Annotated in this window: 13 protein-coding genes; 4 read left to right on the top strand and 9 right to left on the bottom strand. The window is 64.7% G+C overall.

What is annotated here, in order from left to right; translation table 11 throughout:
- Positions 1 to 45: 45 nt before the first annotated feature.
- From ACODS9_RS10840 to dadA, 5 genes are all read right to left on the bottom strand, one after another.
- A complete protein-coding gene (locus ACODS9_RS10840; RefSeq protein WP_489093884.1) occupies positions 46 to 1,908 on the bottom strand; it encodes an acetyl-CoA hydrolase/transferase C-terminal domain-containing protein in 1,863 nt (620 codons plus the stop codon).
- 145 nt (positions 1,909 to 2,053) lie between these two features.
- The gene (locus ACODS9_RS10835) at positions 2,054 to 2,458 is read right to left on the bottom strand and encodes a c-type cytochrome (RefSeq protein ID WP_046857927.1); all 405 of its coding nucleotides are present in this window, start codon (positions 2,456 to 2,458) and stop codon (positions 2,054 to 2,056) included.
- Positions 2,459 to 2,612: 154 nt separating this feature from the next.
- On the bottom strand, positions 2,613 to 3,161 hold the full coding sequence (locus ACODS9_RS10830) for a cupin domain-containing protein (RefSeq protein ID WP_023629132.1): 549 nt from the start codon (positions 3,159 to 3,161) through the stop codon (positions 2,613 to 2,615).
- Between the two features lie 108 nt (positions 3,162 to 3,269).
- Positions 3,270 to 4,343: an alanine racemase gene (gene alr / locus ACODS9_RS10825; protein WP_102684792.1), complete on the bottom strand. Its 1,074-nt coding sequence runs from the start codon at positions 4,341 to 4,343 to the stop codon at positions 3,270 to 3,272.
- Between the two features lie 165 nt (positions 4,344 to 4,508).
- Positions 4,509 to 5,810, bottom strand: a complete 1,302-nt coding sequence (gene dadA, locus ACODS9_RS10820) for a D-amino acid dehydrogenase (RefSeq protein WP_094010769.1) — start codon at positions 5,808 to 5,810, stop codon at positions 4,509 to 4,511.
- Positions 5,811 to 5,966: 156 nt separating this feature from the next.
- Between dadA and dadR the strand changes: the two genes are divergently transcribed.
- Positions 5,967 to 6,455 carry a transcriptional regulator DadR gene (gene dadR / locus ACODS9_RS10815; RefSeq protein WP_003258963.1) on the top strand — a complete coding sequence of 163 codons (489 nt, stop codon included), beginning with the start codon at positions 5,967 to 5,969 and terminating at the stop codon, positions 6,453 to 6,455.
- 4 nt (positions 6,456 to 6,459) lie between these two features.
- Here dadR and ACODS9_RS10810 read toward each other — a convergent pair whose 3' ends face one another.
- Complete coding sequence (locus tag ACODS9_RS10810; protein WP_401107900.1) at positions 6,460 to 6,813, bottom strand: YkgJ family cysteine cluster protein; 354 nt, start codon at positions 6,811 to 6,813, stop codon at positions 6,460 to 6,462.
- 117 nt (positions 6,814 to 6,930) lie between these two features.
- Here ACODS9_RS10810 and ACODS9_RS10805 point away from each other — a divergent pair, with 117 nt between their 5' ends.
- On the top strand, positions 6,931 to 8,223 hold the full coding sequence (locus ACODS9_RS10805) for an NAD(P)/FAD-dependent oxidoreductase (RefSeq protein ID WP_489093883.1): 1,293 nt from the start codon (positions 6,931 to 6,933) through the stop codon (positions 8,221 to 8,223).
- Here ACODS9_RS10805 and ACODS9_RS10800 read toward each other — a convergent pair.
- Positions 8,220 to 8,450, bottom strand: a complete 231-nt coding sequence (locus ACODS9_RS10800) for a DUF1127 domain-containing protein (protein WP_046857575.1) — start codon at positions 8,448 to 8,450, stop codon at positions 8,220 to 8,222. The two genes, ACODS9_RS10805 and ACODS9_RS10800, sit on opposite strands and share 4 nt — an antisense overlap.
- Positions 8,451 to 8,628: 178 nt before the next feature.
- On the opposite strand from ACODS9_RS10800, the gene ACODS9_RS10795 reads away from it, so the two are divergent.
- Both ACODS9_RS10795 and ACODS9_RS10790 read left to right on the top strand, forming a co-directional pair.
- Complete coding sequence (locus ACODS9_RS10795; protein ID WP_401107906.1) at positions 8,629 to 10,059, top strand: aminotransferase-like domain-containing protein; 1,431 nt, start codon at positions 8,629 to 8,631, stop codon at positions 10,057 to 10,059.
- 60 nt (positions 10,060 to 10,119) lie between these two features.
- On the top strand, positions 10,120 to 11,670 hold the full coding sequence (locus ACODS9_RS10790) for a phospholipase D family protein (RefSeq protein WP_489093882.1): 1,551 nt from the start codon (positions 10,120 to 10,122) through the stop codon (positions 11,668 to 11,670).
- Positions 11,671 to 11,691: 21 nt separating this feature from the next.
- Here ACODS9_RS10790 and ACODS9_RS10785 read toward each other — a convergent pair whose 3' ends face one another.
- Complete coding sequence (locus tag ACODS9_RS10785) at positions 11,692 to 12,831, bottom strand: MFS transporter (RefSeq protein ID WP_401107911.1); 1,140 nt, start codon at positions 12,829 to 12,831, stop codon at positions 11,692 to 11,694.
- Between the two features lie 103 nt (positions 12,832 to 12,934).
- On the bottom strand, positions 12,935 to 14,428 hold the full coding sequence (locus ACODS9_RS10780; protein ID WP_367857450.1) for an aldehyde dehydrogenase: 1,494 nt from the start codon (positions 14,426 to 14,428) through the stop codon (positions 12,935 to 12,937).
- Between the last annotated feature and the right edge of the window lie 59 nt (positions 14,429 to 14,487).

Below are 14,487 nucleotides of genomic sequence, written 5' to 3'. Positions count from 1 at the left end.
GAGTGATGGTTCGGTGGGAGCGGGCTTGCCCGCACCCACGCAGCCTCACGGTTTGGTAGCCTGAAGCCCCGCCAGCAGAAGCCGCTGGTACAGCTCCTCCTTCAGCCCCTGTGGCTCCCCCAGCCCCATGCGCGCCAACTGCGCTGCATAGGCTTCGGGCGCCGGCGCATCCAGCGCCGCCTTGCCCAGCTCCAGCACCTCGCTCAGCTTGAACTTGCTCTTGAGCCAATTCAGCGCCCGCAACAAGTCACGCTCCTCGGCCGTGAAATCGCTGCCCAGCGGATATTCCGGGAACAATCGCGCATGCCGCGCGCGGGTTGCCTCCAGGCGCTCGGGAGTGTTGTCGGTATAGCGCGCATCCAGCACGAAATCCTTCGCCAGCTTGCCCGCCGCCTTGGCTCGCTCCATCAGCTCGCGCTGAAAACGAGAGTCACTGATCGCCAGCAGCCGCGCAATCACCTCGCTGTCGGTCTGCCCGCGCAGGTCGGCGATGCCGTATTCGGTGATCACGATGTCTCGCAAGTGCCGGGGTATGGTGCAGTGGCCGTAGGTCCAGTAGAGGTTGGAGCTCACCTCGCCCCCGGCCTCGCGCCAGCTACGCAGCAACAGGATCGAGCGACCGCCCTCCAGCGCATGGCCCTGGGCCACGAAGTTGTACTGCCCGCCCACGCCGCTGAGCACCCGGCCATCTTCGAGCTGGTCGGCGACACCGGCCCCCAGCAAGGTCATGCCGAATACCGTATTGATGAAGCGCGCATCCCGGCGCTGACGGCGCTTGCGCTCTTCCTGGCCGTACAGCTCGTTGATGTAGCTGATGGCGGTCATGGCGAAGCGTGCGCGTTGTTCCAGCGGCATCTCGCGCAGGCGCTGGTAGAACGCCCGTGGGCCGAGGAAGAAGCCGCCATGCACCAGCACGCCATGCTCGTCAGCCGGGCGGCGCACCACCCCGGCCTCAGCCAGGGCAAGCAACCCGTTGACGAACATTTCGCTGCAGCCATATAGCCCCTGGGCGAAGGTATCCAGCCCTCCTTCCCGCTCGATCAGTGCCTGCCATGGGCCGACATCCAGCTCATCGAGCAGCGCACGATAGCCTTCGTTGTCGCCCTGGCGTGCCAGCAGCGCCGCCGCTACCGCATCGCCCATGGCGCCGATGCCGATCTGCAGGGTACCGCCGTCGCGCACCAGGGTGCTGGCATGCAGGCCGATGCAATGGTCCTGGGTGTTCACCGGCATGTTTGGCGTGGAGAACAACCGGCGACTTTCGGGCTGGTCGATCAGCAGGTCGAACTGTTCCAGGCCCAGCTCCGCGTCCCCTGGCATGTAGGGCAGTTCGTCATGGACCTGGCCAAGCACCAGGATGGTCTCGCCCTCGGCGCGGCGCCGGGCGATCATCGGCAGCAGGTCCAGGGTGATATCGGGGTTGCAGGCCAGGCTCAGGTGACCGGGCCGCTCGGGCGTGGCCGCCACCAGCTGCGCGATCAGGTTCAGTCCCTTGGCGTTGATGTCCCGTGCGGCGTGGCTGTAGTTGCTGCTGACGTAGTCCTGCTGGGCCGCTTCGCTGTGCAGCAGGCTCCCGGGCTGCATGAAGAACTGCTCGACGCGGATGTTCGGCGGGAGCTTGTCGGCACGCAGGTCGGCCAGGTAGGTGAGCTCCTCATAGTCGGCGAATACACGCTCGACGAAAGGCTCAAGGAAGCGCCGTTGCAAGCCATCGCCCAACGGCGGGCGGCCGAGGGACAGGGCGGTGTAGAGGGTCAAGCGACGCTCAGGCAACTCGCGGATGCGGGCATACAGCGCGTTGACGAAAGCGTTGGGTTTGCCCAGGCCAAGCGGCAGGCCCATGTGAATATGGCTGGGCAGTCGGGCCAGGGCCTGTTCGACAGCCTGGTCGATGGAGCAGCGATACATCTGGGCCTCCTGAGTCATCCGTGGGTTCAGGGGTTGGACACAAGTCACAGCGGGTTGGTTGCCTGTCCCGCCCCCGCAACAGGGTTACCAGCCCAAAAACAAAAGCCCGCCATCAGAGGCGGGCTTTATACAAGTCAGGTCTGGCTCACAGCCCGGACATCTTCTTGATCGCACCCTTCAGATCGTCATCCGAGCAATCGGCGCAGGTGCCCTTCGGTGGCATGGCGTTGATCCCGGTGATGGCCTTGGCCAGGATGCCATCAAGGCCGCCCTGGTGGTCGGCACGCTCTTTCCACGCGGCGGTATCACCGATCTTCGGCGCGTTCAGCAGGCCGGTGCCATGGCAGGCATTGCAATGCTTGGCGATGATCTCGTCCGGCGTCTTGGCACCGCCGCCACCGGCACTGGCGACCACTTCCATGCCCTTGCATTCCTGGCCCTGGACGCACACCTGGCCGACCGGCTCGAGACGCTTGGCGATGTCGTCGTTGGTTGCAGCGGTTGCGCTCATTGCCCAAAGGGCGAATACGGCTGCTGGTACGGCCAGCATCTTCTTGATTTGGTTCACGCGAACACCCTCATGGTGGCTAATCACGCCCGCGGCCACGGAATTGCGAGCGTTGAAAAGTATAGCGGGAACCTGGAAGGCGTGAAACGACCACACTCAGGGAAAGGGTATTGACCCGTCAATGCACTGCGCTGGATCAAAAGTTCGACGGGGTGGCGGCGCTGATCAGCCGGGCCGGCTCCTCGAACGGGTTGCGGAAGCGGTGCGGGCGGGTGCTTTCGAAGTAGTAGCTGTCGCCGGCCTCGAGGATGAAGATCTCGGTGCCGACCACCAGTTCCAGGCGGCCCTCGAGAAGAATGCCGGTCTCTTCGCCATCGTGGGTGAGCATTTCCGCCCCCGTGTCGGCGCCCGGTGGGTAGACCTCGGTCAGAAACGCGATGGCGCGATTGGGGTGCGACTTGCCGACCAGCTTCATGGTGACCGCGCCGTCGGAAATGTCGATCAGCTCATGGGCCTTGTAGACGATCTGGGTCGGGCTTTCCGGGGCCAGCTCCACCGAGAAGAACTCGACCATGGACATGGGGATACCGCTGAGCACCTTGCGCAGGGAGCTGATCGACGGGCTCACGCTGTTCTTCTCGATCATCGAGATGGTGCTGTTGGTCACCCCCGCGCGCTTGGCGAGTTCGCGCTGGGACAAGCCCTTGAGCTTGCGGATGGCTTGCAGTCGTTCACCGACGTCCAAAGCTTGCGCCTCCAGAAACGGTCGAGGTTGGGGGAGTGTGAACGATATGATGGCAATGCCGTTCAGTATTTACAACACACAGCCCCGCAGCCTGTCCGCTTTGGCGCTTTATTCGCCGATATAGTCCAGCGGCACGCGCTTGAGATTGCAGAAGATCTGGTACGGGATGGTCCCGGCCTGCATGGCCACGTCGCTGGCCAGTACTTGCTTGCCCCACAACTCGACCGGGCTGCCGACAGTGGCCTCGGGCACGTCTGTCAGGTCGACGCAGAGCATGTCCATCGACACACGGCCAATCAGCTGGGTGCGCTTGCCGGCCACCACCACTGGCGTGCCGGTAGGTGCCTGGCGCGGGTAACCATCGGCATAGCCCATGGCAACCACGCCGACCCGGGTCGGCCGCGGGCTGATGAACCTGGCGCCATAGCCCACGGGCTCACCGGCAGGCAGCTCGCGCACGCTGATGATGCGCGATTGCAGGGTCATCACAGGCTGCAGGCGAGCAGCCTCGGCCTGCTCCACTTCGAACGGCGTGGCGCCGTAGAGCATGATGCCTGGGCGCACCCAGTCGCTCTTGATGCTCGGCCAGCCCAGCACGGCCGGCGAGTTGCGCAGGCTGCACTCGGCGGCCAGGCCCTGGCGGGCAGCCTCGAACACGGCGACCTGCTGCTCGGTGGCGGCGGCGTCGAGCTCGTCGGCGCGGGCGAAGTGGCTCATCAGCACAATGCGCGAGACCTTGCCGCTGGCCAGCAGGCGCTGGTAGGCATCGGCGTAGTCCTTGGGGTGCACGCCGACGCGGTGCATGCCGGTGTCCATCTTCAACCAGACGGTCAGCGGCTTGTGCACCGAGGTCTTCTCGATCGCTTCCAACTGCCATGGCGAATGCACCACGCACCACAGATCATGCTCGGCGATCAGCGAAAGCTCGCTGGCCTCGAAGAAACCTTCGAGCAACAGAACGGGTGCCTTGATGCCTGCCGCGCGCAGCTCCAGGGCCTCCTCGATGCAGGCCACGGCAAAACCGTCGGCCTCGGCCTCGAGCGCCAGGGCGCAACGCACCGCGCCATGACCGTAGGCGTCGGCCTTGACCACGGCCAGGGCCTTGGCGCCGGTCAGCTCACGGGCGAGGCGGTAGTTGTGTCGGAGGGCTTGGAGGTCGATCAAGGCACGGGCGGGACGCATGGCGGCAGCCTTCTGGCAGTTCTGGTTATCGGTAAAACCCCGGCGCGGCAGATGGGGGGTAGGTACCCACCGCGCCGGGGTGAGGGAACAGGTCAATCGGTTTCGGGCCTCATCGCGGGGCAAGTCGCATCGGCGCACCACGATGAGGCCAACAGCATCGAATGCTTACTGGTGCGCAGGCGCCGGCTGTCCGTGCTTAGCAGTCTCGCGGCTATTGCCATAACGCGAGATGTCCAGGCCTTCGGCACTGATCTGCGGCTTCTTGCGCGCAATCAGGTCGGCCAGCAGGCGACCGGAACCGCAGGCCATGGTCCAGCCCAGGGTGCCGTGACCGGTGTTGAGGAACAGGTTACGGAACTTGGTCGCCCCGACGATCGGGGTGCCGTCCGGGGTGGCCGGGCGCAGGCCGGTCCAGAAGCTCGCCTGGCTCAGGTCGCCGCCGCGAGGATAAAGGTCGTTGACGATCATCTCCAGCGTTTCGCGTCGACGCGGGTTCAGCGACAGGTCAAAACCGGCGATCTCAGCCATGCCGCCGACACGGATGCGGTTGTCGAAACGGGTAATCGCGACCTTGTAGGTCTCGTCCAGGATGGTCGAGGTCGGCGCCATGTCGCCGTTGGTGATCGGCACGGTCAGCGAATAGCCCTTGAGCGGGTAGACCGGAGCCTTGATGCCCAGCGGCTTGAGCAGCTGCGGCGAGTAGCTGCCCAGCGCCAGCACGTAGCGATCGGCGGTTTCCAGCTTGCCGTCGATCCATACGCCGTTGATGCGGTCGCCGGCGACGTCCAGGCGCTGGATGTCCTGGCCGAAGCGGAACTCGACACCCAGCTTGATGGCCATCTCGGCGAGCTTGGTGGTGAACATCTGGCAGTCGCCAGTCTGGTCGTTGGGCAGTCGCAGGGCGCCAGCGAGGATACCCTTCACGCTCTCCAGGGCCGGTTCGACCCGGGCAATGCCGTCACGGTCGAGCAGTTCGTACGGTACACCGGACTGCTCCAGCACCGCGATGTCCTTGGCCGCGGCGTCCAGCTGCGCCTGGGTGCGGAACAACTGGGTGGTGCCCAGGCTGCGGCTTTCGTAGGCGATGCCGGTTTCGGCGCGCAGCTCGTCGAGGCAATCGCGGCTGTACTCGGACAGGCGCACCATGCGCTCCTTGTTCACCGCATAACGGCTGGCGGTGCAGTTGCGCAGCATCTGCGCCATCCACAGGTACTGATCGACGTCGCCGGTCAGCTTGATGGCCAGGGGCGCGTGGCGCTCCAGCAGCCACTTGATGGCCTTGAGCGGCACGCCAGGGGCGGCCCAGGGCGAGGCATAGCCGGGCGAGATCTGGCCTGCGTTGGCGAAGCTGGTTTCCATGGCCACCGCCGGCTGGCGATCGACCACCGTCACCTCGAAACCTTGCCGGGCCAGATAGTAGGCACTGGCGGTACCGATCACACCGCTACCAAGTACCAGAACTCGCATTGTTGTATCCCTCGCACGCGGCTTGCCGCAGTCTTTTGTTGAAATGGCATGGATGCGCGCAGTATAAGAATCTCCGACCAGTGCTATTCACTATATAAGCAGCTATATTTGGCGAGAATTCTCGGCAAAATTGCCTTTCACGGAGGGGCATCCCCTATGAGAACCCAGCACCAGAGCAAACGTGAACTGGACAAGATCGACCGCAACATCCTGCGGATCCTGCAGAATGACGGGCGCATCTCCTTCACCGAACTGGGCGAGAAGGTCGGGCTGTCCACCACCCCCTGCACCGAACGGGTGCGGCGCCTGGAGCGCGAGGGGATCATCATGGGCTACAACGCCCGGCTCAACCCGCAGCACCTGAAGGGCAGCTTGCTGGTGTTCGTCGAGATCAGCCTGGACTACAAGTCCGGCGACACCTTCGAGGAGTTCCGCCGTGCCGTGCTCAAGCTGCCCCATGTACTGGAATGTCACCTGGTGTCGGGCGATTTCGACTACCTGGTGAAGGCGCGGATCTCGGAGATGGCGTCGTATCGCAAGCTGCTCGGCGACATCCTGCTCAAGCTGCCCCATGTGCGCGAGTCGAAGAGCTACATCGTGATGGAAGAAGTGAAAGAGAGTCTGTGCCTGCCGATCCCGGACTGAAGCCTTACACCAGCACCTGGCGGGTACTGGCTATATAGGTGTGAACCAGCTGCTCGGCCGCCGGGTCGATCGGCTGCTCTGGGCCCCGCCCCCTGGGGCAGGCCAGACGCGGCGTGGTGCCGAACAGGCGGCAGATCATCGGGCGCTCTTCATATACGGTGCAGCCGTTCGGGCCCAGGTGCACACAGTCCAGGCGCTCCAACGCGGTTTTCTGCTCGGCCTGGGTCTTGCGCGGCAGGCGGGCCATTTCCTCGGCCGAGGTGGTGACCGGGCCGCAGCAGTCATGGCAGCCGGGCTCGCACTCGAACGAGGGGATGAGCTCGCGCAGAAAATGGATCTTGTGGCGGTTGCAGGACATAAGCGGCGCATCTTGGACATGAATGCTGGATTATAAGGCAATCGCGGGAACGGGCTTGCCCCGCGATTGACCGGTTGCCTATCCTCGCCTTTTCGCCTTGCACCCAGGAAACGATACATGGTCCACAGCGCGCAACACGCCGCCTCCTACTACGCCGCCAGCAGCGCGCCACACCCCGACTACCCGTTCCTGCAAGGCGAGCACAGCGCCGACGTGTGCATTGTCGGCGGTGGCTACTCGGGCCTGAACACCGCCATCGAATTGGCCGAACGCGGCCTGTCGGTGATCCTCCTGGAAGCACGCAAGCTCGGCTGGGGCGCCAGCGGCCGCAACGGTGGCCAGCTCATCCGTGGCGTCGGCCACGGCCTGGAACAGTTTCTCCCGGTGATCGGTGAGGAAGGCGTGCGCAGCCTGAAGCTGATGGGCCTGGAGGCGGTGGAAATCGTCCGCGAACGCGTCGAGCGCCATGGCATCGACTGCGACCTGACCTGGGGCTACTGCGACCTGGCCAACAAGCCCGCCGAACTGGAAGGCTTCGCCGAGGACGCCGAGGAACTGCGCAGCCTGGGTTATCGTCACGAACTGCGCCTGGTGCAGCCCGACGACATGCACTCGGTAGTAGGTTCTGATCGCTATGTCGGCGGCCTGATCGACATGGGTTCCGGTCACCTGCACCCACTCAACCTGGCGCTGGGCGAAGCCGCCGTGGCCAGGCGCCTAGGTGTCGGCTTGTACGAGCAGTCGGAAGTGACCCGCATCGAGTACGGCCCGGAAGTGAAGGTGCATACCGCCCAAGGCCGGGTGCGCGCCAAGACGCTGGTGCTGTGCTGCAACGCCTACCACAACGACCTCAACCGCGAACTGGGTGGCAAGGTGCTGCCCGCCGGCAGCTACATCATCGCCACCGAGCCCTTGGGTGAGGAACGCGCCCGCCAGTTGCTGCCGCAGAACATGGCGGTATGCGACCAGCGCGTGGCGCTGGATTACTATCGCCTCTCTGCCGACAAACGCCTGCTGTTCGGCGGCGCCTGCCACTATTCCGGGCGCGACCCGCAAGACATCGCCGCCTACATGCGCCCGAAAATGCTCAAGGTGTTCCCGCAACTGGCCGATGTGCGCATTGATTACCAATGGGGCGGCATGATCGGCATCGGTGCCAACCGCCTGCCGCAGATCGGCCGCTTGGCCAGCCAGCCCAACGTCTACTACGCCCAGGCCTATTCGGGCCACGGGCTCAACGCCACCCACCTCGCCGGGCGTCTGCTCGGCGAGGCCATCAGCGGCCAGCAGAGCGGGCGCTTCGACCTGTTCGCCAAGGTACCGCACACCACCTTCCCCGGCGGCAAGCTGCTGCGCTCGCCGCTGCTGGCACTGGGGATGCTCTGGTATCGACTCAAAGAGCTGGCCTAGTCACGCCAGAAGGGCTTGCTCGCCTCATGCCGAGCCTGCTCCCAGCTGATGCCGATATCGCGCAGTTGGTAATCCTCCAACTGCAACAGGGCCCTGCGGGTGCGCCAGCGATGCAGCATCAGGCTCCAACGACCCATGCCTTGAGGCGCGCTGAAGACCCGGGGACGCTGCTCCGACTCCAGCTCACTGGCCAACAGTTGCAAGCGCACATCGCTCATGCCACCCATCACTGCGTTCTCCCATCAGTTGATACCGTGGAGAAAGCATGCGCGCTCATACCCTCGACAATACAGACTCAACAGCGGCTTATTATTCCCATACAGAATTGGCGAAAAGACGCCTGAATGAAGTATTTTTCAACAATCTGTATCGGTTATCGACCCGCACAACGGGCAGGAGTATGCCGTGACACTCTATCTGAACCTCGCCGAACTGCTCGGCTCGCGTATCGAGCAAGGCCTCTACCGCCCCGGCCAGCGCCTTCCTTCGGTGCGCGCCCTGAGTGTCGAGCACGGCGTCAGCCTGAGCACCGTACAGCAGGCCTATCGCCTGCTGGAGGACAACGGCCTGGTGTCGCCACGGCCCAAGTCCGGCTACTTCGTCGCCGAAGATCACCAGCTCCCGGCCTTGCCCGACATCAGCCGCCCCGTCCAACGACCTGTGGATATCTCACAGTGGGAACAGGTACTGGAACTGATCCGTGCCACTCCACGCCCGGATGTGATCCAGCTCGGCCGCGGCATGCCCGACGTCGACAGCCCCACGCTCAAGCCACTGCTGCGCAGCCTGGCGCAGATCAGCCGGCGCATGGACATGCCCGGCCTGTACTACGACAACATCCACGGCAACGCCCTGCTGCGCGAGCAGATCGCCCGGCTGATGCTCGACTCCGGCTGCCGCCTGGGCCCGGCCGACCTGGTGGTAACCACCGGCTGTCACGAGGCGCTGTCGTGCAGTATTCGCGCGGTATGCGAACCCGGTGACATCGTCGCGGTCGATTCACCCAGCTTCCACGGCGCCATGCAGACGCTGAAGGGTCTGGGCATGAAGGCCCTGGAAATCCCCACCGACCCCATCACCGGCATCAGCCTGGAAGCCCTCGAGCTGGCCCTCGAGCAATGGCCGATCAAGCTCATCCAGATCACCCCCAGCTGCAACAACCCAATGGGCTACATCATGCCCGAGGCACGCAAGAAGGCGCTGCTGACACTCGCCCAACGCTACGATGTGGCAATCCTCGAAGACGATGTGTATGGCGACCTGGCCTACACCTACCCACGCCCGCGCACCATCAAGTCGTTCGACGACGATGGCCGGGTATTACTCTGCAGTTCGTTCTCCAAGACCCTGGCCCCGGGCCTGCGGGTAGGTTGGGTGGCCCCGGGGCGCTACCTGGAGCGTGTACTGCACATGAAGTACATCAGCACCGGCAGCACCTCTTGCCAACCGCAACTGGCGATCGCCGACTTCATCGCCGAAGGTCACTACCAGCCGCACCTGCGGCGCATGCGCAGCCAGTACCAGCGCGGCCGCGACCAGATGTGCGACTGGGTGACCCGCTTCTTCCCGACAGGCACCCGGGCCAGCCGCCCGCAAGGTGGCTTCATGCTGTGGGTGGAACTGCCGGAGAGTTTCGATACGCTGCGCCTGAACCGCGCTTTACTGGAGCAAGGCGTGCAGATCGCGGTGGGCAGCATATTCTCGGCCTCGGGCAAGTACCGTAACTGCCTGCGCATGAACTTCGCCGCCCGGCCTACGGAGCAGATCGAAGCCGCCGTGCGCAAGGTCGGTGAAACCGCCCTTCGTCTACTGGATGCCGAACACCCTGGCGGGTAACTTTGCGCCGCCTGCCACGGTCCAACTTCATAAGCCCTTGCCGCACAGGACGATCCACCCTTGAGACTCCAGCATGCCCTGCCCCTGCTGCTGGTGCTGCTGCTCGGCCTGTCGGGCTGCGCCAGTGTCGGTACACCACGTGAAGTCAGCCAGGCGCTGCCGGCGGCCGACTCGGCCTTCGGCCGCTCGGTGCAGCGCCAGGCCGCGCCCTACGAGGGACGCTCGGGCTTTCGCCTGCTGCCCAACAGCAACGAGGCATTCCGCGCCCGCGCGGAGCTGATCCGCAACGCCCAGGCAAGCATCGACCTGCAGTACTACATCGTCCACGATGGTCTCAGCACCCGCGCCCTGGTCCATGAACTGCTGCGCGCCGCCGACCGCGGCGTACGTGTGCGCATCCTGCTCGACGACACCACCAGCGATGGCCTCGACAACCTCATGGGTACCCTCGCCGCCCACCCGAACATCCACATCCGCGTGTTCAACCCGCTGCACCTGGGGCGCAGTACCGGTGCCACCCGCGCCGTCGGCCGGCTGTTCAACCTGTCGCGCCAGCACCGGCGCATGCACAACAAGTTGTTCCTGGTGGACAACAGCATGGCCATCGTCGGCGGCCGTAACCTGGGCGACGAGTACTTCGACGCCGAACCCAACCTCAACTTCACCGACATCGACCTGCTGGGCGTGGGGCCTGTGGCCGAACAACTCGGACACAGCTTCGACCAGTACTGGAACAGCGCCTTGAGCCGCCCGATCGGCGATTTTCTCTGGCGCCAGCCCGACGCCGACGACCTGTTCAGCAGCCGTCAGCGCCTGGAGGTGTCCCTGGCCGAAGCACGGATCAAGCGCAAGGCCCTGTACGATCGCTTGATGGCCTATCAGTCGCAGCCCCGCCTGGATGTATGGCGCAATGAGCTGATCTGGGCCCACAGTCAGGCTCTGTGGGACGCGCCCAGCAAAGTCCTGGCAGATGGCGAGCCGGACCCGCAACTGCTGATGACCCAGCAACTGGCGCCCGACCTGAACCGCGTGCACAAGGAATTGATCCTGGTGTCCGCCTACTTCGTACCCGGCGAACCCGGCCTGCTGTACCTGACCAGTCGCGCTGACGCCGGCACCTCGGTCAAGCTCCTGACCAACTCGCTGGAAGCCACCGATGTGCCAGCGGTCCATGGCGGCTACGCGCCTTATCGCCGCGCCTTGCTGGAGCATGGCGTGCAGTTGTACGAGTTGCGCCGCCAGCCCGGCGATCCGCGCCCACGGCTGGGCTTTCACGGCAGCTCCGATTCGAGCCTGCACAGCAAGGCAATGGTGTTCGACCGACGCAAGACCTTCATCGGCTCGTTCAACTTCGACCCGCGTTCCGTGCTGTGGAACACCGAGGTGGGCGTGATGGTGGACAGCCCAGAGCTGGCCGAGTACACCCGCGAACTGGCGCTACAAGGCATGGCACCAGCGCTGAGTTACCAGGTGAAGCTGGTGGAGGGAAAGATGGTCTGGGCGACAGAAGACAACGGCCAGCGGCATATGCTGGTGACCGAGCCTGGGGGAATATGGCGGCGCTTCAATGCCTGGATCAGCAAGGCGGTCGGGCTGGAGAAGATGCTGTAGTACCCATGGCGGAGCGATCGGTCAGGCCGCCGCCGGCTCGAAGGCATCCTTGCGCCGCGTCAGCAGCACCAACCCCGCCGCGCCCACCGCCATCAGCAACGGCAGTGCATGTCCGCTGATCCACTGGCTTCCCGCCCCAGCCAGCAAAGGCCCGAGCAGGCAACCGATGCCCCATAGCTGCGCCACATGGGCATTGGCCCGCACCAGTTCGTCATCCCGGTAGCGCTCGCCGATCAGCACCAGCGACAAGGTGAACAACCCACCCGCGCTGGCACCGAACAGTACCCACAACGGCCAGATCACCGGTGTATGCAACAGCAGCGGAATCGCCAGGCTGGAAACCATCAAGGTCAGTGCGCAACCACTGAACAACGTGCGCCGCGACATGCGGTCGGCCAAGGCGCCAATCGGCAATTGCAGCACCGCATCCCCCACCACCACGGTGCTGACCATGAACAACGCCACCTCCGTGGTGAACCCTTGCTGCAGGCAGTACACCGGCAGCAACGTCAGGATCATCGCCTCGAATGCCGCGAACAGCGCGATGGCCCAGGCGATCACCGGCAGACGCCGACAGAAGCCGAACAGGTCGGCAAAGGTGACGCTGCACGCCTCGGTGGTGGGTGCACCGCCGCGCCCCAGCAGGATCAGCGGTGCGACCAGCAGCAACCCGGTCGCGGCCCAGAAACCGAAATCATCGTCCGAGCCCAGGAACCCCAGCACCAGCGGCCCGGCCAATTGGCTCAGGGCATAGCTGCTGCCATACAGCGCCACCAGCCGGCCACGCCACTGCTCGACTACCAACTGGTTGATCCAGCTCTCGCCAAGGATGAACACCACCGTCAGCGACATACCAATCATCAAGCGCAGCACCAGCCACAGGGCATAGCTGGGCAGCACCGCCACCAGGCCGATCGACAGCGCCCCACCCCACAGGCACAGACGCATGGCCATGGGCACGCCGACCCAGCCGGCAAGGCGGCTGGCCAGGCTGGCACCGACCAGTACACCAAGGGCCGGCATCGCCGCCATCACGCCGATGGCGAACCCACCGTAGCCCCAGCCCTCCAGGCGCAGGGACACCAGCGGCATGCTCACGCCGAGCGCAAGGCCGACACTGAGCACCGACGCCAGGACGGCAAAGTAGGTTCCCCAACGCATAGCGGCCTCCGGGTAAGAATTCTGGCAAAAAGCATCGCGGGGCAAGCCCGCTCCCACAACTCACGTGGGAGCGGGCTTGCCCCGCGAAAAAGGCGCTACCCGATTACAGCTTGATCCAGGTCGCCTTCAGCTCGGTGTACTTCTCCAGCGCGTGCAGCGACTTGTCACGGCCGTTGCCCGACTGTTTGAAGCCGCCAAACGGCGCGGTCATGTCGCCACCGTCGTACTGGTTGACCCAGACACTGCCGGCGCGCACGGCGCGGGCGGTCTTGTGCGCCTTGGAGATGTCCGAGGTCCAGATGCCCGCCGCCAGGCCGTATGGCGTGTCGTTGGCGATGGCCACGGCCTCTTCGGCGGTATCGAAGGTGATCACCGACAGTACCGGGCCGAAGATCTCTTCCTTGGCGATCTTCATGGCGTTGGTCACGCCGTCGAAGATGGTCGGCTCGACGTAAGTGCCACCAGTCTCTTCCAAGATGCGCTTGCCGCCAGCCAGCAGCTTGGCGCCATCCTGGTGGCCGGCCTCGATGTAGGACAGCACGGTGTTCATTTGCTGGGTGTCGACCAGTGCACCGACGGTGGTTGCCGGGTCCAGCGGGTTGCCCGGTTTCCAGGCCTTGAGGGCCTCGACCACCATGGGCAGGAACTTGTCCTTGATCGAGCGCTCGACCAACAGGCGGGAACCTGCGGTGCAGACTTCACCCTGGTTGAAGGCGATGGCGCTGGCGGCGGCCTCGGCGGCGGCCTGCAGGTCAGGGGCGTCGGCGAAGACGATGTTCGGGCTCTTGCCACCGGCTTCCAGCCAGACACGCTTCATGTTCGACTCACCGGCATAGACCATCAGTTGCTTGGCGATCTTGGTCGAACCGGTGAATACCAGGGTGTCGACGTCCATGTGCAGGGCCAGGGCCTTGCCCACGGTGTGACCGTAGCCTGGCAGCACGTTCAGCACGCCAGCCGGAATACCGGCCTCGATGGCCAGCTGGGCGATGCGGATCGCGGTCAGCGGCGATTTTTCGGACGGTTTGAGCACGATGGAGTTGCCGGTGGCCAGGGCCGGGCCCAGCTTCCAGCACGCCATCAGCAGCGGGAAGTTCCACGGTACGATGGCACCGACCACACCCACTGGCTCGCGGGTCACCAGGCCGAGCTGGTCGTGCGGGGTCGGGGCGACTTCGTCGTAGACTTTGTCGATGGCTTCGGCAGTCCAGTGGATGGCCTGGGCCGCCCCCGGGATATCGATGGTGGAGGAGTCACCGATCGGCTTGCCCATGTCGAGGGTTTCGAGCAGGGCCAGCTCCTCGACGTTCTTGCGCAGCAAGTCGGCGAAGCGGATCAGCTTGGCCTTGCGCTTGGCCGGGGCCAGGCGCGACCAGGCGCCGGATTCGAACACGGCGCGGGCGTTGTCGACAGCGCGGTTGGCGTCGGCCAGGTCGCAGCTGGCGACCTTGGCCAGGAAGCGTCCGTCCACCGGGCTCAGGCAGTCGAAGGTTTCACCGGATGCGGCATCGGTGTATTCGCCGTTGATGAAGGCGCGGCCTTCGATCTTCAGTTGCTGGGCACGCTGTTCCCAGTCCGCACGAGTCAGGGTGGTCATAGGAAACTCCTCTCTTGTTAAGGTGCAACGCCGCACTGAGGACTCACGGGCGCTGTCAG

This window comes from Pseudomonas sp. FG36, assembly GCF_057809275.1.
This window is presented reverse-complemented; position numbering and strand designations above follow the sequence as displayed.

What these genes read in the sequence shown, in the direction of transcription:
- ACODS9_RS10835 (WP_046857927.1), bottom strand. Translation starts at nt 2,458, where the DNA reads ATGCTGGCCGTACCAGCAGCCGTATTCGCCCTTTGGGCAATGAGCGCA.
- ACODS9_RS10780 (WP_367857450.1), bottom strand. Translation starts at nt 14,428, where the DNA reads ATGACCACCCTGACTCGTGCGGACTGGGAACAGCGTGCCCAGCAACTG.
- ACODS9_RS10805 (WP_489093883.1), top strand. Translation starts at nt 6,931, where the DNA reads ATGGTCCACAGCGCGCAACACGCCGCCTCCTACTACGCCGCCAGCAGC.
- ACODS9_RS10785 (WP_401107911.1), bottom strand. Translation starts at nt 12,831, where the DNA reads ATGCGTTGGGGAACCTACTTTGCCGTCCTGGCGTCGGTGCTCAGTGTC.
- ACODS9_RS10800 (WP_046857575.1), bottom strand. Translation starts at nt 8,450, where the DNA reads ATGGGTGGCATGAGCGATGTGCGCTTGCAACTGTTGGCCAGTGAGCTG.
- ACODS9_RS10840 (WP_489093884.1), bottom strand. Translation starts at nt 1,908, where the DNA reads ATGTATCGCTGCTCCATCGACCAGGCTGTCGAACAGGCCCTGGCCCGA.
- dadR (WP_003258963.1), top strand. Translation starts at nt 5,967, where the DNA reads ATGAGAACCCAGCACCAGAGCAAACGTGAACTGGACAAGATCGACCGC.
- alr (WP_102684792.1), bottom strand. Translation starts at nt 4,343, where the DNA reads ATGCGTCCCGCCCGTGCCTTGATCGACCTCCAAGCCCTCCGACACAAC.
- ACODS9_RS10810 (WP_401107900.1), bottom strand. Translation starts at nt 6,813, where the DNA reads ATGTCCTGCAACCGCCACAAGATCCATTTTCTGCGCGAGCTCATCCCC.
- dadA (WP_094010769.1), bottom strand. Translation starts at nt 5,810, where the DNA reads ATGCGAGTTCTGGTACTTGGTAGCGGTGTGATCGGTACCGCCAGTGCC.